Below are 25,515 nucleotides of genomic sequence, written 5' to 3' on the forward strand. Positions count from 1 at the left end.
CTCTCCTCTCGGGCGCCCTCCGCTCAATTACCCATATGGTAACCGCGGTCCAGCACATCACGATGATACTGAGGCGTCACCACGATGATGTTATCAAGATCGTATACGCCCCCGCCTCGCTGGATGGGAGTGACATGATGCAGCACATACCTGTCCTGGCCGCCAACTCGCTGCGAATTTGCCACACGGGGAGCCCTGCCATTTGCCATAGAAGCTTGATTTCCAGGGTTGAATTGTTTTGCCAGCGAAGGATTCTTAGAAACCTCACTCCAAAACGCCTCCCTGAATTCATCGAAGCTCTTGAAATCTCTTCCTTGAAGCGCATTGGCTACCTGTCCGGGAATTCTCCCTGCATTCCCAGCGTTACCCTTGAGCCACTTACCACTAATGCTGGGAAGCCGCGATCCTCCAATTACGACTCCAGGGGAGTTTCGAAGCTTGGTGGCGGTCTTAACCGCCTCCAACATGCGTGGCCCCTTCACCCAATCCATGAATGGGAGGATGGCCACGACTGAGGCCGCGACTCCGGCCCAATCACCTCCGTCGGCCGCTCTCCTTGCATCTCGAAGGTCGCATGCCGTTCCAACGACAGGAACAACACCACAAGAAGCGTCTGCTGCCGCCTGCTCAGCCTGCGAAAGCTCTGGACCGGAATTCCCCACATTGAGCTCGTATTCCGGCGCACCTTGGCAGGTGTATATCGGCCAGCAATTACCGTCCCCGCCACTGCTGGTGTGACCGGAACTGCCCGTGTGAGAGGTGCCGCTTGAGTTGGAGTGGATTGGACCGCACGATCCCTTGTGACAACTGCCAGCGCTCGTGTTGCCCGGGTCGATCGGCCCGTCGGTGATGATCTCGCCTGATCCGTCGCCCTTGGGGGTGCCGACGCCGCAGGCATCAGCGAAACACAGACCAGTGGGGTCGGACTGGGTGATCGGCGTGTTGCCGGCATAGCTGTAGCCGTTGAGCGACTGATGCTGGTTGACCGAAAGGACCGGGTCGACGCTGATGAACTGGCCGGTTCCCGAATCGTATTCGCGGGCGCCGACGTGGGTCAGGCCCGTGGATTCGTCGGCCGGCTTGCCCAGGAATGCCTTGTCGTCGGGCCAGGTGGTCGCCTTCGTGCCACGGGTGGCGCCGAACGGCGTGCTGTAGCGCTTGGTGACCGCGTACGTGCCCGCCGCCAGGGCGATACTCGACGTGCCGTGGTGGTCGGCGGCCAGGTAGCTGAGCTTCGTGCCGGACGTGCCCGACACCGCGGTTCGGACGGCGACCGTCTGACCGTCTGCGGAGTAGTACCGCGTGCCGGACAGGGTCTTCGTCGTGCCCTTGACCGTCAGGCGGACCTCCGTACCACCCAGGTAGAGGATCGTGTCACCGTCGCCCTTGGCCCTGCGGATCAGCAGGTCACCGTCCGCGCCGTAGAGGTACGTGGTCTCCTTCGTGCTCTCCGTGAGTTTGCTCAGATCGCCCTCGGAGTTCCACACCAGCGACTGCTGGGCCGTCGGACCCGGGCGGGAGGTCGTGTTGCCGGTCTTGTCGTAGACGTAGGCCGCGGCTCGGGCTCCCGTGGTCTTGTCCAGCGTGTGCGGCTTGTTGTCCGTCGTGTCGTCGTAGGCGTACGTGGTGGTCTTGTCACCCGAGGACGCGTGCTGCGTCTCCGTCTTGCGCTGGCCACCGTCGGTGTACGTGAACGACGTCCAGTACGGGGCCGCGCCGTCGATGTTGGACACCGTGCGTCCGGAGACCGCGCAGTCCGCCGTCTTCGGGGTCCAGGCATCGGTCAGGCGGCTGTAGCCGTCATAGGCGAAGCACTGGTAGTCGGCCTTCGTCGTGCCGCCCTGGGTCGCTCCGTCGAAGATGGACGTGACATTGCCCGCGTCGTCCTGCGTGAAGTTCAGGTCCTGCGGCATGTACGAGTGCACGTCGTCCGTGACGAAGGCGCGCGTCAGACGGCGGAAGCCCGGCTCGTAGGTGAAGTTGACGTACGCCTTCTTCGCCGAACTGGTGGGATCCGTGCCCAGTCTGAGCTGGGTCAGGTCGCCCTGCGGCGAAATCGAGGCGTCCAGTAGGTAGTTGGTGGTGCCCTTCGAGTTCAGGACCTGCCCGGTGGCGTTGTAGCCGTACGAAACCGATTCGGTCGCCAGGCCGCCGCCGGCGGGCTCGGTTGCTCCCGCGAGGGTGCCGTCGAGGTTGTAGGAGCTGCTGAAGGACAGGGACTTGGCGACTCCTGCTGCGACCAGCGGTTCGCTGTCGGGGAGTTGCAGCCGACCGGCCTTGACGTGGTACAGGTTGTCGAAGGTGTCGACCTTCTGGGTGTACGCATTGGTCAGGCTGCCGTCGTAACGTGTCGCGGTGTCCTGCTGCCCCTTGGCCACCGCGTCGTAGCCCCAGGCCGCCAGCTTGTTGGCGTCCGTCTTGTCGGTCCGCCACAGGCCGGTCTTGCGGTTGAGGTCGTCGTAGCCGTAGAGCAGCTTCCTGTTCTCGGCGTCGGTGGTCCAGTCGATCCGGTCCAGGCTGTCGTACTGAGTCTTCGTCGTGCCCTTGTCGGGATCAGTGGCTTCGACCTGGCGGCCGAGGAGGTCGTACGTGTACGACCACAAGGCCTTGTCCGGGCCGGTGATCGTCTTCTGCTGGCCGACCGGGGTGTAGGTGTACGCCGTCGTGGTGTAGTTGGTGCCCGTCGGCTGCGCGCCGCCGTACTCGCGGCGCTCGGTGGTCCGGCCGAGGGCGTCGGTGACCACGGCCGTCGCCTGTCCGCCGGCCGGAGCCGTTGCGGCCACCGTGTCACCGGTGTACGTGGTGCCCACCGTCAGTCGCCGGACAACAGGGGCCTCGGTGAGGGAGACGTCCCGGCCGCTGGTGACCGTCTTGCTGACGCGGCCCGCTCCGTCGTAGGTGGTGTTGGTCTCGATCGGGGCCTGGCCGCCGTCGGTCTGCGCCGCCTCGCCGGACGGTGCGGACGCCGCGTCCCAGATGTCGCTCCGGCTGCCGACGGCGAGACCGCGGGAGTCGTAGAGGGTGAGAGAGATCAGGCGGCCGCCGCGGGGGCTCAGGGTCTGGACCTGGCGGGAGCGCAGCAGGGAGTCGAAGAACTCGTAAGTCGTGTTGTAGCCGGAGCCGTCGCCCTTGATCGCTGCGGTGGAAACCCACGACATACCGCTGCTGGTGACGTGGTAGCCGTAGACGTAGTTGGGCTTGGCGTTCAGGGCGCGCAGCGCGTTGGGCAGCCACACCTGCGTGGTGCGGCCGAGACTGTCGTACGTCTTCTCCGTGATCTTGTTGTTGGGGTCGGTGATCTTCGTCGGAGAACCGGTGGCGAAGTCGACGAGAGTCGTCGTCTTGTGTCCCAGGAAATTGCTGACACTCGTCGAGGTCAGCGGTCCTGCGGCAACCGGGACGTAGCTGGTGTCGGTGACGAGCCGGCCGTTGGTGTCCCAGACCTGCCGAGGGCGGCCGAGGCTGTCGTACCCGCCGGTGGTCAGCTTCTGCCAGGCCGGGGCGTCGTCGCTGCCGTAGCCCTTGGCCCGGCCCGTCCACACCGCATCGCCCCTGGTCGGCTTCTGCGAGGACGACCAGGCGGTGGCCGTCGTGTCGTCGTACACGGTGGCCGCGTCCGCCATCACGTCACCCGGGCGGGTGGAGTCGGCCGGGAGGTCGAGCGCGGAATCGACCGTGGCGCAGGGCTTGGCAACCAGGCGTACGCGTGAGGCGAGGGAGCTGATGCCCTTGTCGGCGTTGCGGGCGTACCAGGTGCGGGTGCAGGTCTCGTCGCCGCTCACCGCGTCGTCGCCCTGGTCCTCGACCGTCTCCGCCATGCCGTAGTCGTCGAAGGTGGTCTTCACCGTGCGCACCCGGTCGTAAGGGGTGAGCTTGCTGGTGATGTTGGTACGCGTGTGCGTGGCACCTGTGCGCACGTAGTACGCCTCGGTGTCCGCGTAGGACTTGTGCTGCGTTGCCGTCTTCTTCGACCACGGGTCGCTGACCGTGCCGGAGACCTCGTCCGCACCGTTGTAGGTGACGGACTCGCGCGCGAAGCCCGCGTACTGGTCCGAGTCCGTCACCTCACCGGCCTTGACGCCGGTCACCTTGACGCTCCTGCGCCGGTCCTTGTCGGGGGTCTTGCCGTCCGCGCCGAGGACGCGGTCGCCGTCCATGCCGCGCAGATGGACCGTGACAGTCTTCGACTGCGTGCCGTTGGGGGCGCCGGTGATGCGGGTGACCTTGCCGAAGCCGCGCCAGACGGACCAGGTCCGTTCCTTCTCGGGCGTCAGCGGGTCCTCGTTGTAGTGCCAGGCTCCCCCGCCCGAGTACTGGTAGGAGTCCTGCACCGACTCCCCGCCGCCCTGCGGATCCGACGTGTACACGGACGTGACCGGGTACTTCTGGAACCAGTCGAGTATCGGGTCCTTCCCGCCGTTCGGCGACCAGTACACCGGGAAGCAGTTCCTGGTGTTCTCGTCCAACTTGGGCTTGGACTGGCCCGCGACACAGTCGGCATCGGCGTAGGTGACGACGGTCTGCGCGCCGGTCTCGGAGGTGACCGACCTCAGACGCGGCCGGTAGAGCGGAAGAATGTCGTCGCTCGCTCCGTCGACACGGTTCTTCCGGAAGTCGTGGCTGAACTTCACGGGGTCCAGGGAGAGTTCGGTGCCGTGCTTGCCGGTGTGCCTGATCTCGTCCAGCCACAGGGACTGGTCGCTCGAGTCACCCGTGTCACCCGGGTCGAGGTACATCTGTTTGAGCGACCAGGAGTCAACGGGATCGAACGCGGGAGTGGAGGCGGCGGCGTTCCAGGCATACGTGGTGATGCCGGTCATCCGCTTGCGGGTGAAGAAGGACGGTCCCACGTTGCCGGTGCACTTGTCGCCGTCCTTGCACACCGCGTCGAAGGGGACGTCCGGCCAGTTGTCGCGGGTGTCCTCGGTCAGTTCGTCGCAGCCGGTTCCGGAGGCCAGGCAACGCTCGTCGTAGCTGAAGACCACCTTGTCGGAGGCGGCCGGAGAGGCGGAGAACAGGGCGTCGGCGCGCTGGCCGTAGCGGATCTCCTTGAGGTAGCCGCCCCGCGTGTAGCCGGTACCGGTGGTGTCGTCACCCAGCTTGTCGTAGTTGTTGGTCTCGGCCGCGTACCAGTAGGTCATGGCGTTGGTGTGGGTGTCCTCGACGTAGTCGAGGTTCCAGCGCCAGGCCTGCGTCTGGTCACGGTCGGCGAAGCTGGTGCCGTCGCTGTAGCCGGGCTCACCGGAGTCGTCGCCGAAGACCGGTACGGTCCATACGGAGTTGGTGCGGTCGTCGGTCCCGGCGCCGTCGAGTTTGTTCTGGCCGAAGACGTACTTGGCGCCGTCCCCGGTGGTGACGGTCCAGTACTCGCCGTTGTCATCGCCGTTGTCGGCACCCGTGGAGTGCGTGACCGTCGACGCGTCGTCGTCCTTGAGCCGCCACGTCCCGCTGGTGTCGTCCTTGACGAGTTCCGTGGCCTTGCCGTTCAGGACCAGTGAGGCGTTGTCGTACTTCCAGCACAGGTCGAACTTGTCCGTCTGACCGTCGTCGTCGCACGAGCCGTACTTGCGCTCGATGTACGAGGACGTCAGGTCGAAGCCCGTGCCGATGACGGTGCCCTGGTTGTTCGTCGTGGACGTCTGTCCGTCGATGCTGCCGGAGTCGTACGAGATCGACAGGCCGGGCGTGGGGCCTGCCGCCGCGGGCGGTACCCGCAGCGGGTACGACCAGGTGAAGGTGCCCGAGGAACCGCCCGCCTCCCAGGTCGAGGACGCGGACAGCGGGGTGGCCTTGTAGTCGCCGCCGCCCGACTTGGTGCCGGCTGCCAGTGCCAGCACGGTCGGGGTGCCGTCGGTGGACAGTGCGACAGGGGCGGAAAGCCGCTGTGCGGAGCGGTCGTTGGTGAAGTCGACCGTGTCACGCGTACGGCACTTCGCTGCCGCCTGTTTCGTCAGCGCGCAGGACGGGAGGCGCTGCAGTTGCAGGCGTCCGGCCCAGTCACCGCCGTAGGCGGATGCGAACGCCGCGTAGTCCAGGGAGAGTTGGGCTGACCCACCGCCCTTGGCCGCCCTCAGTTCCAGGACGACCCCCCGCACACCGAGGCCCGCTGCGGCCTTCTGGTCCATGACCTCGACCGTGACGGCGTGCGGGGCATGGCCCTTACGGGGCTTGGAGAGCGTGATGGGCAGCGAGCCGGGAGTCGCCCGGGAGGTGCCCGTCGCAGGCAGCGTCACCGTCGCCCGCCCCGCGATCGGCCAGGTGACCGTGCGCTGCTGGTCCGTGCGGGCGCGGGCGGCCGCGGACCGGTCCGCGGCTTCCGCGCGCGCGACCGTGGCAGCGGCCTTCTTGTCCGCCTTCGCCGTGAAGGGCTGCACCTTCTGCCCTTGGGGTGCCGGAAGTTCCGGAGCGCCCAGAGGGTCGGCGTCGACCGCGAACGCTACCGGGGTGAGGAGGCCGGACAGCAGAGCGAGACTCGTGACGGTGGCTACCCTGTGGGCCCACCGCCCTGAGCGGCTCATGACACTGCGACGCGCGGGTCTCGCGGTCCTGAACAGGTTCATCACGTTCTCTCCCTGCGCGCGACGATGACCGCCGCGCGCTACGGCAAAGGCTTCGAGGGCCCGTACGGGTCGGTGAGTTCGAAGTTCTGGAAGCGGAGGTCAGGCGGTGTCGGGGTCGACCATGACCTGAGAGCGCACCTGGTCCAACGTCATGGCGCCGGTCCACACCCTCAGATCCCCGAGGTTGCCGAGCAGGTAGTTGCCGGTGGAACCGTTGGCGGCCCCGCGTCCCATGGCGAGTTCCCCACTGCCCTGCTGGGGCCCGGTGAAGTCGGCCGCGTCACCGTCCGACTGCGGGTCCTGACCCACGTAGAGGTGAAGCCGGCCGGAACCCGTGTCCGCCTGGGCGTCGAAGACCCCGGTGAGATGGACCCAGGTGTCGGTCTCGGCGTGGTCCCCGCCAGGCACCTCGGCGCTCCGCGTGATCTTTCCGTCGGATCCGACGGCGGTACGGGTGAACTTCCACTGGTATTTGCCGTCCGGAGGCTTGACCACCCACAGAGCCCAGGACGACTCGCCGCCGGCACGCTGGCCCGCCACCTGCGCCTGATAGCCGACGGGCTTGTCCGCAAGCTTTGTGGAGTCGAGTTGCACGCTTGCCGAGACCGTGAACGATCCGCTCTCGTCGATCACCGGGCCGGTCGCGAACGCATAGCCTGTCGTGCCGTCGAGGGTGAGCCCGTTGTCGTCCTCGTTCAGGACGGCGCCCGTGCCCGACAGCTTCATGGCCGGCCGGGGATAAGCGGTTCGTTCGACGATCTCGGTACCCGTCGCGGACGTGGCGTCCCACTGGGCCACCAGTTCGTTCGCCGGCAGGCCGTCCGCGTTGAGTGAGCGCGCGTCCTGGACGATGTCCTCCTGGGTCAGGGCGTACTGCCAGACCGCGACTTCGTCGATACGGCCGTGGAAGTACTGACCGCCCGGTGATCGCCCGAAGTTGAGCCCGCCGCTGGCCGTCCACGGCTGATAGGCGGACGACTTCGCGTACAGGTTGATCGGCTGGCCCTGCGGGCGGCCGTTGACGAACAGCTGGATGGTGTCGTTCTTCGGATCCGTGTCCGGCAGCCCGTCGTCGCCCTCGGTCTTGAACACGCCAACCAGATGGGTCCACACGTTCGGCGTGGCCGGCTGGTCGGATGCCGAACGGATCCACACCGGGCTGGTGCTCGTGTCCGTGGCCGACCGGCTGAATCCCCACCTCTGGTCACCGGGCGAGTAGGACAGCGAAAGGGCCTGTCCCAGCGTGGCCGAGGACTGTGAGAGCACGACCCGTGTCTCCGAGGTGTCCGTGAGAAACGCCCAGGCCGACACCGTGAAGGAGTCCTTCGTGATCACAGCGGGGGACGCGGTCGCGGCGTATCCGGTCTGCTGGGCAGGGTTCGTGGTGTCGTTCAGCCACAAGGACTGATCGGCATCACCCTGGCGGGCCATGATCGACCATCCGGCGCCGGCGTTGGTGAGTGCGGCGGGGTGGCGGGTACCGACCGTCGCCGTGTCCTGGGCAGTGCGGAGGGTCTCGTCACGGATGGCGTCGTCGATGTGCCAGCGGCCCGACGCTCCGGGCGGCGGGGCCACCTTGAAGATGAATTCCGCCGGGGGCCCCATACGGTTGCGCACGTCGATCGCGCTCACCGACAGCACCTGCGTACCGGCCATCTGGGGCGTGACCGACACCGTGGGGCTCGCGCCGGAGACCCGGGTCGCCGTGCCCTTGGAGCCGGCGATCAGCTGCCATTGGTAGCCGGTGATGTCGGTGTCGGCGGTGCTGGGCTTGAAGGTGAATGAACCCGATGTGCCAGGACCGCCCAGCCCCGGGCAGTCGTTGGTCAGGCACGGCTTGTACGGGCCATTACTGACGATCTGCGGAACCTTCGGGGCCGTGGAGTCCACGTTGAAGTAGCACCAGGAGGAGTACGACGAGTAAAGGTCGCCGGTCTTTCCGTCGTAGGACCAGTGGGACTGGGTGCGCGCACGGTAGCGGTACACCCCTCCGTCCCCCCGGTCGTTGGTGCGCATCTTCTCCAGCTCGCCGTCCGGCGCCCAGCCCGCATCGCGTGGACGGAAGTCGGACCAGGCCGTGGCCCACGTACCGTCGCTGTGCTTGTTCTCCACGACGAACTCGGCCTGCAGAGCGGGCTGGTTCTCGCCGCCGGCCGGCTGGACCTTGGTCTGCACCCTGGCCTGCACCATCGGGTCGACACGGGTGACGATCAGTGGGCCGGTGGACGACTTCTCGCAGTACGCGGTGCTGCCGTCACCGGGAATCAGGCCCACGTCCGTCGGTACTCCGGGCCGGTGAGCGTACGTGACCTGCAGTTCGGCATTGTCGTCGAACCGCTTCCACGCCCGCGGGTCGTCCTCGTCCTTCGCCCACAACATGAGGGTCAGGCGGGAGAACTTGCCGTCCGCGAAGGCGCGCACGGTCGAGGTCAGGTTCTCTTCCGGTTGTGCGGGATCGTCGTGGAACTCGATCCAGCGATCGGGCTGCGCGGGGCTGCACAGGTCGCCGCGGCCCGCCGAGACGAGCCGGTCACCCATGTGGTCGATCGTCTTCGGTCCGGGCCAGCGCGTGGCTTCGGAGATGTTGTTCGTCCGCACCAGGTTCAGCCACTTGGCGTCGCAGTTGAACGACCAGGTCTCGTACGCGCGGAATGTGGCGTCCAGGACGTACTTGCCGCTCAGCTTTCCCGGACCGAACTCGAAGAGCATCCGGTCTGCGTAGTTGTCGCCGCAGTAATAGCCGTCCGCGCTGCCGCACCGGCCCACGCCCATGCTTCCGTCGAACTGCCAGAACCGGTCACCGTCCGAGGAGATCTTCGTCCGCTCCGAGCGTCCCAGTCCGACCGGCGGATCGATGAAGACGGGGTAGACCGTCTTCGAGCCCCTCAGCAGACCGAGATCGGGCTTCACCGTGACGGCACCGTTCTCGACATGAACGGGGAGAACCGCGCTGGCGTCCCCCTGGCCGGGCTGCGCGGGGTTCTCCTGACCTGCGGCCCGTGGCCCCTCTTCAGCGCCGGCGGAACGCAGCGACTGCGTCTGCGTACCGCTGTCCTGGTCTCCGGCGGAGTCCCACATCTGGCCGGCCGGGCCATTGAACACGGCGTTGCCGTCCTCGTCGACGGCGCGCAGACCGCCGCCGGCTCCGGGCACCACCTCAAGTCCCTGACCAGTGGCGGTGAAGCGCAGCTGCTCCAGCGTGTCACTGCCGGCGGCCTCGGCGGACTTGACCACGAGGACCTGGCGATACCCCTCGGCGGTCGCCGTCAGTTGTAAGTCCACGCCCGGAAGGACTTCCGCATACGTGGCGGTCGCCCCGTCCAGGGTCGGAGCGGGCAGGTGCCCCGGCCAGCCGAGCGTGAACGACCGCCCGTCCCGGCCGAGCCGGATCATGTCGCCGCCATCTCCGCCACTGGAGAACTCCAGGTCCACGACCGCGGCCTTGGGTGCGACACTTCCGTCGGCCTTCCGCGTCAAAGTGGCGTCAACGTCCTGCCAGCCGCCGTCAGCGGTACGGGCACGCTGCGGAGTCGTCGACTGGGTCAGCGTGAACGTCCCGTCCGGGTTCGCGAACGTCTGTGAGTACTCGGTGCGTTGCGCGATGTCCTCCACAGGCTCACCCGAAGCAGCCGCCCGCTCGGAGGCCGTCAAGGCCTCTTTCGGCGGCGCCGCCTCTGCCGGTGAAGCAGCCGCCGCCAGCACCACGGGCACTGAACCCAGGACACACCATGCGGCTGCTGCGGACACAGCACGGCTCAGACGTCTGTGCCGAACCCATGCGTGCCCAATCCCCGTTTTCCTACCCAAGATCCCCACCCCGATGTCACAGGAACGACATAGACCCGGTGGGACACAAACGCACAAGAACTCACAACGTCAAGAGTGAGCAAAGTCACCCCGAGTGAGCTTATGGTGTTAACGGTGATAAAAACGGGCGCCTCGCCGAATCAAGATCCAAGAATGGCCGGAAGTACGTCCCGAGAATAGATGAATTCAGGGAAAACTGAACACCAATACTAAGGGAATAAAAAAAGTAACCGAACGAAAACCGAAAGCGGCCCACTCTCGCCTTCGAGCAGGCCGCCAAGGTCGTCGCCTTCGTCCATCGTCCAGCCCGGTGCCGCAGGCCCCGTCAGCGCATCAGGACCCCGGCGCCCTCCCCCACGTCCTCCGAGGGCACCGCCACCAGGCCCAGCTCCGCGCCGGACGCGAGCAGCCGGTGGGTGGGCAGGATGCGGACCGTGTACCCGAAGGGGCCGGTGCGGTCGAGGGAGAGCGGGCCCTCGTACATCCACCGTCCTTCCAGGTCCGGACCGCCCGCCGGTTTCAGCGGAACGCAGCTCGCGTCCGCGATCCGGTCCTGCGAGTCGACGCGCCCGGAGACCGCCTGCACCTCGACGTCGTCCGGGGCGAGGTCGGCCAGTGCGACGCGCACGCGCAGGGAGAGGGTGCTGCCGAGTTCGGCGCCGGCCGTGGCGGCGGACGCCTCCACATGGTCGACCGTGACCTGGGGCCAGGCCGCCCGGACGCGGGACTTCCAGGAGGCCAGTTCGCGGGCCGCCTCCGAGGAGAGCGAGCGGTGGGCCCGGGCCGCGGGGGCGTACAGGCGCTCGACGTATTCGCGCACCATCCGGCCCGCCAGCACCTTCGGGCCGAGATGGGTCAGCGTCTGGCGGACCATCTCGATCCAGCGGTCGGGCAGCCCGGCCCGGCCCCGCTCGTAGAAACGGGGCGCCACCCGCTGTTCGAGGAGTTCGTAGAGGGCCGCGGCCTCCAGGTCGTCGCGGCGGTCGTCGTCCGTGGCCGTGCCGTCCGCGGTCGGGATCGCCCAGCCGAAGTCGGGCTGGAACCACTCGTCCCACCAGCCGTCCAGGACGGAGAGATTGAGACAGCCGTTGAGCGCCGCCTTCATGCCCGACGTGCCGCAGGCCTCCAAGGGGCGCAGGGGGTTGTTCAGCCAGATGTCGCACCCGGGGTACAGCTTCTGCGCCATCGCCATCCCGTAGTCCGGGAGGAACACGATCCGGTGGCGTACCCGCGGGTCGTCCGCGAACCGGACCAGCTCCTGGATCAGGCGTTTGCCGCCGTCGTCCGCGGGGTGCGCCTTGCCCGCGACCACGATCTGGACCGGGCGCTCGGCATGCAGGAGAAGGTCCATCAGACGGTCACGGTCACGCAGCATCAGGGTCAGGCGCTTGTACGACGGGACGCGGCGCGCGAAGCCGATCGTCAGCACGTCCGGATCCAGCACCCCGTCGATCCAGCCGAGCTCGGCCGTCCCGGCACCGCGCTGGCGCCAGGAGGCGCGCAGACGTTCGCGCACCTCCAGCACCAACTGCTCCCGCAGTACGCGCCGCAGGTCCCAGATCTCCTGGTCGGCGATGTCCGCCACCGCGTCCCAGCGCTCCGAGCCGCCGACCGTCAGCGCGTCCTCGGTGCGCTGCGCGCCGATCTGGCGGGCGCCGAGCCGGAAGACCTCCGGCGCCACCCAGGTCGGCGCGTGCACGCCGTTGGTGACCGAGGTGATCGGGACCTCGTCCGGGTCGAAGCCGGGCCACAGGCCGGAGAACATCTCCCGGCTGACATGCCCGTGCAGCAGCGACACCCCGTTGGCGCGCTGGCCGAGCCTGAGTCCCATCACGGCCATGTTGAAGACGTTCGGGTCGCCGCCCGGGTAGGTCTCCATGCCGAGGCCGAGAATCCGCTCGACGTCGATGCGCGGGAGTTCGGCGTCGGGGCCGAAGTGGTGGGCCACCAGTTCGCGGTCGAAGCGGTCGATTCCGGCCGGGACCGGGGTGTGGGTGGTGAAGACGGTACCGGCTCGGACGGCTTCGAGGGCGGCCTCGAAATCCAGCCCTCCGCCGCCGTCACCGCCCCCTTCGCCGTCCCCTGCACCGCCCCCGTCGGCGAGTTCGGCGATCCGTTCCAGACCGAGGAAGCCCGCGTGGCCCTCGTTGGTGTGGAACACCTCGGGCTCGGCGTGACCGGTCAGCCGGCAGTACGTCCGCACGGCGCGCACTCCGCCGATGCCGAGCAGCATCTCCTGCAGCAACCGGTGCTCGCTGCCGCCGCCGTACAGCCGGTCGGTCACACCGCGTTCGCCGAGGTCGTTCTCCTCGACGTCGGAGTCGAGCATGAGAAGGGGGACACGGCCGACCTGGGCCAGCCAGATACGGGCGCGCAGGGCTCGGCCGCCGGGGAGGGCGAGGGTGACCTGGGCCGGGGTGCCGTCGGATTCGCTCAGGGGTACGAGAGGCAGTTCATGGGGGTCGAGGACGGGATAGTGCTCCTGCTGCCAGCCGTCCCGGGAGAGGGACTGGCGGAAGTAGCCGTGCCGGTAGAGGAGTCCTACGCCGATGAGGGGCACGCCCAGGTCGCTGGCGGCCTTGAGGTGGTCGCCGGCGAGGATGCCGAGGCCGCCGGAGTACTGCGGCAGAGCCGCGGTGATGCCGAACTCGGGCGAGAAGTAGGCGATGGCGGCGGGGAGTTCGGGGATCCGGGTCTGGGTCTGATACCAGCGCTCGCCGGTCACGTAGTCGCGCAGGTCGTCGGCGACGGCGGCGAGGCGGCGCAGGAAGCGGCGATCCTCCGAGAGCTCCGCGAGGCGGCGCGGCGGGACGCTGCCGAGGAGGCGGACGGGGTCGCCGTCCGCCGCGGTCCAGCGCTCGGGGTCGACGGACTGGAAGAGGTCGCGGGTCTCTGCATGCCAGGACCAGCGCAGGTTGCGCGCGAGGTCGCTGAGCGGGTGAAGGGCTTCGGGCAGTACGGGTCGCACGGTGAATCTGCGGATTGCCTTCACGAGTTCCACCTTCACGAAGGACGTATGCGGAAGGGCGTATGCGGGGGAAGTACGCGCTGAGGCACGCGGCTGAGGGACGCACGTCCTTGTGCGCCCTTCGTCACCCACGACGGTAGCGGCGAGGGTGCCTCCGCAACACGGCGCATCGATGAACTCCGGTCCGGGGCGACGGTGGGTGGGATGGGGCGGGTGGGTCGACCGACCACGGGCAGGCCGGGGCCCCGCCCCGGCATCCCCGCCCGCCCCGGTTTGCTCGGCTGCGGGCTGGTGGGGGTTGCTCGCGCAGTTCCCCGCGCCCCTGACTGGGCGGCGGGGGCGGAGAAAAGGCTTTCGCGTGGCACCCGGCCGGTTTGGCCGATTCCACCCGCATGGGCGGCCTTGTGGCGCTTCACACCACACGAGAGGCTGCCAAGTGGCGTACGGGCGACCCCGGTCGCACACCGGTCGACCCCGGACGGCGTACGCCGACCTGAGGAGGGGAACTCACGTCATGGCACAGACGAGACAGCGGCGTCTGCGCTGGGCAGGAGGCCTCACCGCGGTCACGACAGCCGCGGTGCTTTCGGCCGTCACCCTGCCCGCACACGCCGCCCCGGAGGGGCAGATACTCGGCGCCGGAGACCCCGGTTCCGTCAGCGGAAGCTACATCGTGACGCTCAAGGGGGGAACGAAGGCCCCCTCCACGGAGGGGAAGGGCATCGCCCAGAAGTACGGGGCGAGAATAAGCCACACGTATGGCACGGCGCTCAACGGTTACTCGGTGAACGTGAACGAGAAACAGGCTCGGCGCCTCGCGGCCGACTCCCGCGTGGCCTCCGTCGTCCAGGACACCCGGGTGACCCTCGACCGCCTGGCGAAGAATCCGCCGCCCTGGGGGCTGGACCGGATCGACCAGCCCGGTCTGCCCCTCGACAAGGGCTACACCGCGCCGCGATCGGCGGGCGCGGGCGTGACGGCGTACGTCATCGACACCGGGATACGGATCACGCACAAGGACTTCGGGGGGCGGGCCGCCTACGGCTGGGACTTCGTGGGGAACGACAGGATCGCGAGCGACGGCAACGGGCACGGCACCCATGTCGCCGGCACCATCGCCGGGACGACGTACGGCGTCGCGAAGAAGGCCAGGGTCGTCGCCGTGCGCGTCCTCGACAACGCCGGCGCCGGCACCACCGCCCAGGTCATCGCCGGCATCGACTGGGTGACCCGGCACGCGCACAAGCCCGCGGTGGCCAATCTGAGCCTCGGCGGCCCCGCGAACGCCCAGTTGGACGCGGCCGTACGCAACTCCATCGCCTCGGGAGTGACCTACGCGGTCGCGGCGGGAAACGCCGGGCTCCCGGCCGGGCAGCACTCCCCCGCCCGCGTCAAGGAGGCGCTCACCGTCGGCGCGAGCGACAGGGCGGACGCCCGGGCGGGCTTCTCCGACTACGGCGGCGCACTCGACCTGTTCGCGCCCGGCGTGGCGATCACCTCGGCGTCGTACCGGAGCGACACCGGGAAGGCGACCTTCTCCGGTACGTCGATGGCGAGCCCGCACGTCGCGGGCGCGGCGGCGCTCCATCTCGCCGACCACCGCGGGGCGACCCCGGCCCAAGCGGGCGAAGCTCTCGTCCGGCAGGCGGTGTCCGGGAAGGTCGGCGGCGCGGGGGCCGGATCGCCGAACAAACTGCTGCAGGTCGGCCATCCCTAGAGAACAGCCGGACAGGCATCGGCCTCGCCCCCGGTGGACGAGGCCGATTCCGCCTGCAGACTTACGCGTCATGAGTTGGCAACCTGCCGGATTGCCCACCCGAATAGGGTGGGAAGGCTCCCCCGGTACGCCCCTCAGGCCCCACCTCCCCACCCCCTCATCCGCCCACCCACGTTGACGCGGACAGGAGCGGTCATGCCCGCCACGCACCACACGTCGCCACCCCCGACGACCACTTCGGACGCACCCCCGATACGCAAGGCCGACACCGGTCCCCGCGCCCCGGAGAAACCCTCCGCGCAGGCCGGCGGAAGCGGCACAGCCGTCGGACGCATCCCCGTCACCGACGTACGGCCCGTCGTCCTGCAAGGCCGCCGCCCGGCCAAGGCGGTCGTCGGCGAGGCCTTCGAGATCTCGGCCACCGTCTTCCGCGAGGGCCACGACGCGGTCGCAGCGAACGTCGTGCTGCTGGATCCGCAGGGCCGCCCCGGCCCCTGGACCCCGATGCGTGAACTCGCCCCCGGCACCGACCGCTGGGGCGCCACGGTCTCCGCCGGGACGACCGGCCACTGGACGTACACGGTGGAGGCCTGGAGCGATCCGGTCTCCACCTGGCGCCACCACGCGGGGATCAAGATCCCGGCGGGCATCGACACGGAACTGGTCCTGGAGGAGGGCGCGCGGCTGTACGAGCGGGCGGCCACCGGGGTGCCGAAGAGCAAGGGCAGGAGGGATGCCGTCCTCGCCGCCGCGGAAGCGCTGCGCGATGCCGGCCGCCCCGCCGCGGCCCGGCTCGCCGCCGCCCGCACCCCCGAGGTGGACAGGATCCTCGCCCGCCACGCCCTGCGTGAACTCGTCAGTTCCTCGGAGCCGTTGCCCCTGCTCGTGGAGCGCGAGCGGGCGCTGTACGGCTCCTGGTACGAGTTCTTCCCGCGATCGGAGAGCGGGCAGCTCGATCCGCCGGTGCACGGCACGTTCCGCAGCGCCGCCGAACGTCTGCCCGCCATCGCGGACATGGGCTTCGACGTGGTCTATCTGCCGCCGATCCATCCCATCGGGACCACCTACCGCAAGGGCCCCGACAACAGTCTGTCGGCGGGCCCGTACGACGTCGGTGTGCCGTGGGCGATCGGTTCCCCGGAGGGCGGCCACGACGCGATCCACCCGGACCTCGGCACGATCGACGACTTCGACGCGTTCATACGCCGGGCAGCGGACCTGCGCCTCGAAGTCGCCCTCGACTTCGCGCTCCAGTGCTCGCCGGACCATCCGTGGGTGGAGAAGCATCCGGAGTGGTTCCACCACCGGACGGACGGGACGATCGCGTACGCGGAGAACCCGCCGAAGAAGTACCAGGACATCTACCCGATCGCCTTCGACCAGGACATGCCGGGACTGGTCCAGGAGACGCTGCGGGTGCTGCGGTACTGGATGAGCCACGGCGTACGGATCTTCCGGGTCGACAACCCGCACACCAAGCCGGTGGTCTTCTGGGAGCAGGTGATCGCGGACATCAACCGCACCGATCCGGACGTCATCTTCCTGGCCGAGGCGTTCACCCGGCCCGCCATGATGCGTACGCTCGGCGCGGTCGGCTTCCAGCAGTCGTACACGTACTTCACCTGGCGCAACACCAAGGAAGAGCTGACCGACTACCTCACCGAGCTGACCGGTGAGGCCGCCGCGTCCATGCGGCCCAATTTCTTCGTCAACACCCCGGACATCCTGCACGAGTTCCTGCAGCACGGTGGGCGGCCCGCCTTCGAGCTGCGCGCGGTGCTCGCCGCGACGCTGTCGCCGACGTGGGGTGTCTACAGCGGATTCGAGCTCTGCGAGAACACCCCGCTGCGCGCGGGCAGCGAAGAGTACCTGAACTCCGAGAAGTACCAACTGCGTCCGCGTGATTGGGAGTCGGCGGAGCGCGACGGACATAGCATCGCGCCATTGCTGGGTGCGCTCAACACCATCAGGCGGCGTAGTCCGGCGCTGCGGCAGTTGCGCAACCTCCACTTCCACCACACGGACAAGGAGGCGGTGATCGCCTACTCGAAGTCGGTCACCGACGCACGCGGATCGAACACGGTTGTGGTGGTGGTCAACCTCGACCCGCACCACACCCAGGAGGCGACGGTCTCGTTGGACATGCCGCAACTCGGCCTGGACTGGCACGAGTCCGTGCCGGTGCGCGACGAGCTCACCGGCGAGACCTACAACTGGGGCAGGGCCAATTATGTGCGTCTTGAGCCAGGGCATAGCCCCGCGCACATACTCACCGTCCTGCGACCGTCCTCACCGCAGATCGGAGGGTCACCCACCACATGATCGTCAACGAGCCCGTCCCGGACACTTTCGAGGACACCCCGGCCAGGGACCGCGACCCCGACTGGTTCAAACGCGCCGTCTTCTACGAAGTCCTGGTCCGCTCCTTCCAGGACAGCAACGGCGACGGCATCGGCGACCTCAAGGGCCTCACCGCGAAACTCGACTACCTGCAATGGCTGGGCATCGACTGCCTGTGGCTGCCGCCGTTCTTCAAATCCCCCCTGCGGGACGGCGGCTACGACGTCTCCGACTACACCGCCGTCCTGCCCGAATTCGGTGACCTCGCCGACTTCGTCGAATTCGTCGACGCCGCCCACCAGCGCGGCATGCGCGTCATCATCGACTTCGTCATGAACCACACCAGCGACCAGCACCCGTGGTTCCAGGAATCCCGGTCGAATCCCGACGGACCCTACGGCGACTACTACGTCTGGGCCGACGACGACAAACAGTACGAGGACGCCCGGATCATCTTCGTCGACACCGAGGCCTCCAACTGGACCTTCGACCCGGTCCGCAAACAGTACTTCTGGCACCGCTTCTTCTCCCACCAGCCGGACCTCAACTACGAGAACCCGGCCGTGCAGGAGGAGATCATCTCCGCGCTGCGGTTCTGGCTGGATCTGGGCATCGACGGTTTCCGGCTGGACGCGGTGCCGTATCTGTACCAGGTCGAGGGAACGAACTGCGAAAACCTTCCGGCAACCCATGAGTTCCTGAAGCGGGTGCGTAAGGAGATCGACACGCACTACCCGGACACGGTGCTGCTGGCGGAGGCGAACCAGTGGCCCGAGGACGTCGTCGACTACTTCGGCGACTTCCCCTCCGGCGGCGACGAGTGCCACATGGCCTTCCACTTCCCCGTCATGCCCCGCATCTTCATGGCCGTACGACGCGAATCCCGCTACCCCGTCTCGGAAATCCTCTCCAAGACCCCCGCGATCCCCTCCGGCTGCCAATGGGGCATCTTCCTGCGCAACCACGACGAGCTCACCCTCGAAATGGTCACCGACGAGGAACGCGACTACATGTACGCGGAGTACGCCAAAGACCCCCGCATGCGCGCCAACATCGGGATCAGGAGGCGGCTGGCCCCGCTCCTCGACAACGACCGCAACCAGATCGAACTGTTCACCGCCCTGCTCCTGTCGCTGCCCGGATCGCCGATCCTCTACTACGGCGACGAGATCGGCATGGGCGACAACATCTGGCTCGGCGACCGGGACGCGGTCCGCACCCCGATGCAATGGACACCCGACCGCAACGCCGGCTTCTCCTCCTCCGACCCCGGCCGCCTGTTCCTGCCCACGATCATGGACCCCGTCTACGGCTACCAGGTCACGAACGTCGAGGCCTCCATGTCCTCGCCCTCGTCCCTGCTCCACTGGACCCGCCGCATGATCGAGATCCGCAAACAGAACAAGGCCTTCGGCCTCGGCTCCTACACCGAACTGCAGTCCTCCAACCCGGCCGTCATCGCCTTCCTGCGCGAGGCCCCCTCGACCGAGGACGAAGGAGACGACCTCGTGCTCTGCGTCCACAACTTCTCCCGCTTCGCCCAGCCCACCGAACTGGACCTGCGGGCCTTCAACGGCCGCCACCCGGTCGAACTGATCGGCGGAGTACGCTTCCCCGCCATCGGCGAACTGCCCTACCTGCTCACCCTCGCGGGCCACGGCTTCTACTGGTTCCGGCTCCGCAAGGACGCCGTCTAGAACCCGGGAGGCGGGGCGGTTTCCACCGTCCCGCCCTGGGCACGCATCAGTAACACCCCGACTCCCCCGGTCTCCGGGTCCGTGGGTCCCTGGGGCCCAGGATCTCCGATCCCCGGGTCTCCCGGTCCCTGGGGAAAGGATCTCGACGCCATGTCGGAAGCCGCAACCCACTCCGCAACGGCCCCCGTCGCACGCTCCGAGCTGCTCGCGTCGCTCGATCCGCTGCTGCGGGAATGGCTGCCACGGCAGCGCTGGTTCGCGGGCAAGGGGCGTCCGGTGACGGGATTCTCCCTGGTGACGGCCAACGAACTACTGCCGTCGACCGGGCAGCTGGGCCTGCTCCACCTGCTGGTACGGGCCCACCAGCCGGTCACCGCCGCCCAGGGGGCCGGCACCCTCCCCGGCGACTGCTACCAGCTGCTGATCGGCGTCCGCGAGGCGCTCCCGCCCCGGCTCGCGCCCGCGCTGATCGGACACGTGGAGACCGGGCCGCTCGCCGGACACACCGTGTACGAGGCACTGCACGACCCGCGCTCCGGCGACGTACTCCTGGAAGCCCTGCGCACCCGGGCCCGCATCGGCGAACTCCGCTTCGAGCGGGACCGCCGCCAGGAGATCACGGGCGACCTGGTGCCCCGGCTGGTGACCTCGGAACAGTCCAACTCGTCCCTCGTCTACGGAGATACGTTCATCCTCAAGCTGTTGCGCCGCACCGTGCCCGGGATCAATCCCGACCTGGAACTGCCGCTGGCGCTGTCCCGGGAGGGCTGTCCGCGGGTACCGGCGCCCGCCGCGTGGATGGTCGCGGACCTCGGTGAGGAGACGTACGTCCTCGGAGTGCTGCAGCCCTTCGTGCGGGACGCGACCGACGGCTGGGAGCTCGCGCTGCGCGAACCGGCCAAGGGCGAGGACCTCGACGGCCAGGGTCTCGGCGGCCAGGGTCTCGGCGGCCAGGACTTCGCCGGTGAGGCGCGGGCGCTGGGCCGGGCCACCGCCGAGGTGCACACGGCGCTCGCCCGCGCGCTGCCCACGGTCACACTGGGGCGCGTACAGATGGCGCAGCTGGTGGAGGGAATGGTCCACCGGCTGGAGGCGGCAGGGCAGGCGGTCCCGGCCCTGCGCCCGTACGCTCCGGGTCTGCGGACCGCCTTCGAGGCGCTGGCCGAGCTCGCCGCCGAGGGACAGAGCTGGACCGCCCAGCGCATACACGGGGATCTGCACCTCGGCCAGTGTCTGCGCTCGCCCTCCGGAGAGTGGTCGCTCATAGACTTCGAGGGCGAGCCGTCGAAACCGCTCGCCGAGCGCCGCATGCCCCAGCCACCCGTACGGGACATAGCGGGGATGCTCCGCTCCTTCGACTACGCGGCCCGCGCGCGCCCCCGGGCTCTCGGCTCCGCCCGGGCCGGGGGAACCCCCCTCCAGCCGGAGCCCGACTGGGCCGACACCTGCCGGGCCTCGTACTGCGCCGGATACGCGGAGGTCTCGGGCCGCGACCCGCGCACCGATCCCGTACTCCTGCGCGCCTACGAGACGGACAAGGCGGTCTACGAAGTCCTCTACGAAGCCCGGCACCGGCCCGACTGGCTGCCGGTGCCGATGGCGGCGGTACGCCGACTCGCCGCATCCGCCTGACGCTCCCCATCTCACCCCGCCGAGGAGGCCCTGCCCGTGACGCCCCGCCCCCCGTCCGACGACAGTCCGAAGAAGAACGGTGCCAAGAAGCCGGCTGCCGCCAGGAAGACGGCGGCCGACGCGGCGGCCAGGAAAGCCGCCGGCAAGAAAGCGGCGGCCAAGAAGTCCGCGGCGCGCAAGCGTGCGAGGAGCGGGGGCAGGAAGGCCGTGGAGATCGCGAAGGCCGTGCAGGTCACGAAGGCCGCCGAGACGCGGGGAGCGGCGCCCGGGGTCGCCGAGTCCGCCGCCGTGGAGAGGCCTCCCGTGTTCGCGGGTGTCGAACCAGCGGACCGGGAGCGGCTGCTCTCCGGCACGCACCACGATCCCCACGGAGTGCTGGGCGCCCATCCGGTGCCGGGCGGGGTGGCCTTCCGTGCCTTCAGGCCGTACGCGCTCGGGGTGACCGTCGTGACGGACGAGCTGCGGGCCGAGCTGCACGACGACGGGGACGGATTCTTCTCGGGGCTGGTACCGCTGCGCGCGGTCCCGGCCTCGTACCGACTGCTCGTGGCGTACGAGGGGACGGTCCAGGACACCGAGGACGCGTACCGTTTCCTGCCCGCGCTCGGTGAACTCGACCTGCATCTGCTGGGCGAGGGCCGCCACGAGGAGCTGTGGCGGGCCCTGGGCGCGGAGCCGATGACCCACCAGGGCGTGGCCGGCACCCGCTTCACGGTCTGGGCGCCGAACGCGCGCGGCGTCCGCGTCGCCGGCACCTTCAACTTCTGGGACGGCACGGCGTATCCCATGCGGTCGCTCGGCTCCTCCGGGGTGTGGGAGCTGTTCGTGCCCGCGATCGGCGAGGGCGAACTCTACAAGTTCGACATCACCCGGCCCGACGGCTCCCGCACCCTGCGGGCGGACCCGATGGCCCGGCGCACCGAGGTCCCGCCCCGCACGTCGTCCATCGTGCACGCCTCGCACCACACCTGGCGGGACGGGGAGTGGATGGCGGGCAGGGGGGTCCGTCCGGCGCACGAGGCACCCATGTCCGTGTACGAGGTGCACCTGGCGTCCTGGCGGCCCGGCCTCACCTACCGCCAACTGGCCGAGCAGCTCCCCGCCTACGTCTCGGACCTCGGCTTCACCCACGTCGAACTGATGCCGGTCGCCGAACACCCCTTCGGCGGCTCCTGGGGATACCAGGTCACCGGCTTCTACGCCCCCACCGCACGACTCGGCACCCCCGACGACTTCAAACACCTCGTCGACGCCCTCCACCAAGCCAAAATCGGCGTCCTCATGGACTGGGTCCCCGCCCACTTCCCCCGCGACGAGTGGGCCCTGGCCGAATTCGACGGACGCCCCCTCTACGAACACGCCGACCCCCAACGCGCCGCCCACCCCGACTGGGGCACCCTCGAATTCGACTTCGGCCGACGCGAAGTACGCAACTTCCTCGTCGCCAACGCCGTCTACTGGTGCGAGGAATTCCACATCGACGGACTCCGCGTCGACGCCGTCGCCTCCATGCTCTACCTCGACTACTCACGAGAACCCGGACAGTGGACCCCCAACGAACACGGCGGCCGGGAAAACCTCGACGCCGTCGCCTTCCTCCAGGAAATGAACGCCACCGTCTACCGCCGCATCCCCGGCGTCGTCACCATCGCCGAGGAATCCACCGCCTGGGACGGCGTCACACGCGCCACCCACCACATCGGCCCCGGCGGGTTCGGCGGGCTGGGGTTCGGGCTGAAGTGGAACATGGGCTGGATGCACGACTCGCTCGGATATGTGCAGCACGAGCCGGTGCACCGCAAATACCACCACCACGAGATGACGTTCTCCATGGTGTACGCCTACAGCGAGAACTACGTCCTGCCCATCTCCCACGACGAAGTCGTCCACGGCAAACGCTCACTCGTCTCCAAAATGCCCGGCGACTGGTGGCAGCAACGCGCCACCCTGCGCGCCTACCTCGGCTTCATGTGGGCCCACCCCGGCAAACAACTCCTCTTCATGGGCCAGGAATTCGCCCAGGGCGCCGAATGGTCCGAAACCCACGGCCCCGACTGGTGGCTCCTCGACCCCGCCTACCCCGCCGAACCCGACCACCGCGGCATACGCGACCTCGTCCGCGACCTCAACACCGCCTACCGCCACGAACCCGCCCTCTGGCAACGCGACACCGACCCCGCCGGCTTCACCTGGATCGCCTCCGACGCCGCCGACGACAACGTCCTCGCCTTCCTCCGCCACGACGCCGACGGCACACCACTGCTCGCCGTCTGCCACTTCTCCCCCGCCGTCCGCCACGACTACCGCCTCGGCATCCCCGAAGACATCCCCGCCTGGCACGAAACCCTCAACACCGACCACACCCGCTACGGCGGCAGCAACATCCACAACCCCCACCCCCTCAAACCCGAACCCCACCCCGCCCACGGCCGCCCCACCAGCCTCCGCCTCACCCTCCCCCCACTCACCACCCTCTGGCTCCGCCCCGCCTGAACCACCACCGCGGACGGACGACGAGGCCGTTCAGGCCGAAGCGGGGGGCTGGGGGCGCAGCGCCTCCGGCAACTCCTCCGTGTACACGATCCCCAGCGCCTGCGTGGCGCGCGTCAGCGCCACGTACAGGTCGCTCGTCCCGTACCGCGCCGGCTCGACCACCAGGACGGAGTCGAACTCCAGCCCCTTGGACTGACGGGGGTCGAGGAGGACGACCGTGCGGGTCAGGTCGGGTTCCTCGCCCGCCGTCACCCCGTCCAGCCGCGCCGCGAGCGAGGCGTGCAACTCGCGGGGCGCGATCACCGCGAGCCGCCCCTCGGCGGGGGTCAGCTCGGCGACGGCCTTCGCGACGGCGCCGGGCAGGTCGTCCCCGGCGGCGCGCGCCCAGGGCCGTACACCCGTCGACCGCACCGAACGCGGCGGCTCGAAGTCCGGATGCTCGCCGCGCAGCACACCCGCCGCGACGTCCATGATCTCGGACGGGGTGCGGTAGTTGACGGCGAGTCGTGTGTGCTCCCAGCGGTCCTCCACGTAGGGGGAGAGGATCTCGCTCCACGAGCCGACACCCGCCGCCTCCGCCGTCTGGGCGGGGTCGCCGACCAGGGTCATCGATCGGGTCGGGCTGCGCCGCATCAGCAGTCGCCAGGCCATCGGCGACAGTTCCTGTGCCTCGTCGACGATGATGTGGCCGAACGCCCAGGTCCGGTCGTCGGCCGCTCGTTCGGCGGCGCTGCGGTGGTCCTCCTCCTCGTGCCGCTCGGCCATCCGCTCGGCGTCGATGATGTTGTGCGCGGACAGGACCTCGGAGTCCTCCTCGTCCTTGTCCTCGAACTCGTACGTACGGGAGGCGTAGGACACGTCCAGCACGCCCTGCGCGTACGCCACCTGGGAGCGGCGCTCCTGGTCGGCGAGGGCCCGGGCGACGCGGTCGTCCTCGCCGAGCAGTTCGGCGGCCTCGTCGAGGAGGGGGACGTCGGCGGTGGTCCAGGCCCCGGTGACCGGGCGGCGGATCGCGGCCGCGTCCTCGTCGGCGACGTACCCCTCCGGGTCGGCGAGGAAGTCGGCGACCAGACGCTGCGGGGTCAGCCGCGGCCACAGCTGATCGATGGCCGACCAGACCTCGGCGTTCTCGGCCAGGTCGTCGCGGATCTGGGTGATGTCACTCGCGTCGAGCAGGTTCGAGCCGTCGAAGGGGTCGGTGCCGATGCGCTCGGCCAGCATGTCGGTGAGCGCGTTGAGAATGTGGCCCTCGAAGTACTCACGGGCCACGTTGTGCGGCAGTTTCGCCTCGCGGGTGCGTTCGCGGGCGACCCGCACGAGCCCGGCGTCGAGCATCAGGATGTCCCGGTCGTGCTCGATCGCGATGACGGGATCGGGGAGCGCCTGGCGGTCGCGGACCACGGCCCCGAGCACCTCGGCCATGTCGGCGCGGCCCTTCACCGCCGCGGCGGGCGGGGCGTCGACGGCGGTCGCCTTCACGCCGGGGAAGAGTTCGCCGACCGTGGCGAGCAGCACACCCGTCTCACCGAGGGAGGGCAGTACCTCGCCGATGTATCCGAGGAAGGCCGGGTTCGGGCCGACGATCAGCACGGCGCGCCTGGCGAGCAGTTCGCGGTACTCGTAGAGCAGATAGGCGGCCCGGTGCAGCGCCACGGCCGTCTTGCCGGTGCCGGGGCCGCCCTCCACCACCAGCACACCGCGGTACGGGGCGCGGATGATCTGGTCCTGCTCGGCCTGGATGGTCTGCACGATGTCGCTCATACGGCCGGTGCGTGCCGAGTTGAGCGCGGCCAGCAGGACGGCGTCGCCGGTCGGGTCCTCGTGGCCGGTGCGCTCGTGGTCGCCGAGGTCGAGGATCTCGTCGTGCAGATGGGTCACCCGGCGGCCGTCGGTGGTGATGTGCCGGCGGCGGCGCAGGTCCATCGGGGTGTGGCCGGTGGCGAGGTAGAAGGGGCGGGCGACCGGGGCCCGCCAGTCGATGAGGATGGGGGTGTGCTCGGTGTCGTCGGCGCGGATGCCGATGCGGCCGATGTGGTGGCTGACGCCGGAGGTGAGGTCGATCCGGCCGAAGCAGAGCGAGCCGTCGACGGCGTTCAGCGCGGCGAGCAGGCCCGAGCGCTCGGCGACGAGCACATCCCGTTCGAGCCTGGCCTGCATCGGCGTGTTGCCCTGGGCGAGCGCGTCGTCGACGGAGGTCTCGGTGTCGCCGCGCAGCACGTCGACGCGTGCGTACAAACCGTCGACGAATTCCTGCTCGTGCCGCAATTCATCGTCGGTAAATCCTGTAGTGCCCTCTGTGTT

9 protein-coding genes are annotated in these 25,515 nt (G+C 69.0%); 5 read left to right on the forward strand and 4 right to left on the reverse strand.

Annotated features, from left to right (window positions below):
• Positions 1–23: 23 nt before the first annotated feature.
• The 3 genes from RV986_RS16585 to glgP form a co-directional block, all read right to left on the reverse strand.
• Complete coding sequence (locus RV986_RS16585) at positions 24–6,560, reverse strand: RHS repeat-associated core domain-containing protein (protein WP_475918150.1); 6,537 nt, start codon at positions 6,558–6,560, stop codon at positions 24–26.
• Positions 6,561–6,659: 99 nt separating this feature from the next.
• Positions 6,660–10,172, reverse strand: a complete 3,513-nt coding sequence (locus RV986_RS16590) for a laminin G domain-containing protein (RefSeq protein ID WP_475918151.1) — start codon at positions 10,170–10,172, stop codon at positions 6,660–6,662.
• Between the two features lie 520 nt (positions 10,173–10,692).
• The gene (gene glgP, locus RV986_RS16595; protein WP_475918152.1) at positions 10,693–13,359 is read right to left on the reverse strand and encodes an alpha-glucan family phosphorylase; all 2,667 of its coding nucleotides are present in this window, start codon (positions 13,357–13,359) and stop codon (positions 10,693–10,695) included.
• Between the two features lie 490 nt (positions 13,360–13,849).
• On the opposite strand from glgP, the gene RV986_RS16600 reads away from it, so the two are divergent.
• The 5 genes from RV986_RS16600 to glgB all read left to right on the forward strand — a co-directional run bounded on the left by RV986_RS16600 (position 13,850) and on the right by glgB (position 23,214).
• Complete coding sequence (locus RV986_RS16600; RefSeq protein WP_475918153.1) at positions 13,850–15,052, forward strand: S8 family peptidase; 1,203 nt, start codon at positions 13,850–13,852, stop codon at positions 15,050–15,052.
• Positions 15,053–15,247: 195 nt separating this feature from the next.
• Positions 15,248–17,374, forward strand: a complete 2,127-nt coding sequence (locus RV986_RS16605) for an alpha-1,4-glucan--maltose-1-phosphate maltosyltransferase (RefSeq protein WP_475918154.1) — start codon at positions 15,248–15,250, stop codon at positions 17,372–17,374.
• Positions 17,371–19,089: a maltose alpha-D-glucosyltransferase gene (gene treS / locus RV986_RS16610; protein WP_475918155.1), complete on the forward strand. Its 1,719-nt coding sequence runs from the start codon at positions 17,371–17,373 to the stop codon at positions 19,087–19,089. Before RV986_RS16605 ends, treS begins: the two co-directional genes overlap by 4 nt.
• 150 nt (positions 19,090–19,239) lie before the next feature.
• The gene (locus RV986_RS16615) at positions 19,240–20,721 is read left to right on the forward strand and encodes a maltokinase N-terminal cap-like domain-containing protein (RefSeq protein WP_475918156.1); all 1,482 of its coding nucleotides are present in this window, start codon (positions 19,240–19,242) and stop codon (positions 20,719–20,721) included.
• Between the two features lie 36 nt (positions 20,722–20,757).
• Positions 20,758–23,214, forward strand: coding sequence for a 1,4-alpha-glucan branching enzyme (gene glgB, locus RV986_RS16620; protein ID WP_475918157.1), 2,457 nt, complete (start codon positions 20,758–20,760; stop codon positions 23,212–23,214).
• Between the two features lie 30 nt (positions 23,215–23,244).
• Here glgB and RV986_RS16625 read toward each other — a convergent pair whose 3' ends face one another.
• Positions 23,245–25,479 carry a HelD family protein gene (locus tag RV986_RS16625; protein WP_475918158.1) on the reverse strand — a complete coding sequence of 745 codons (2,235 nt, stop codon included), beginning with the start codon at positions 25,477–25,479 and terminating at the stop codon, positions 23,245–23,247.
• Positions 25,480–25,515 lie beyond the last annotated feature (36 nt).

It is taken from the genome of Streptomyces sp. RLA012 (assembly GCF_056270325.1).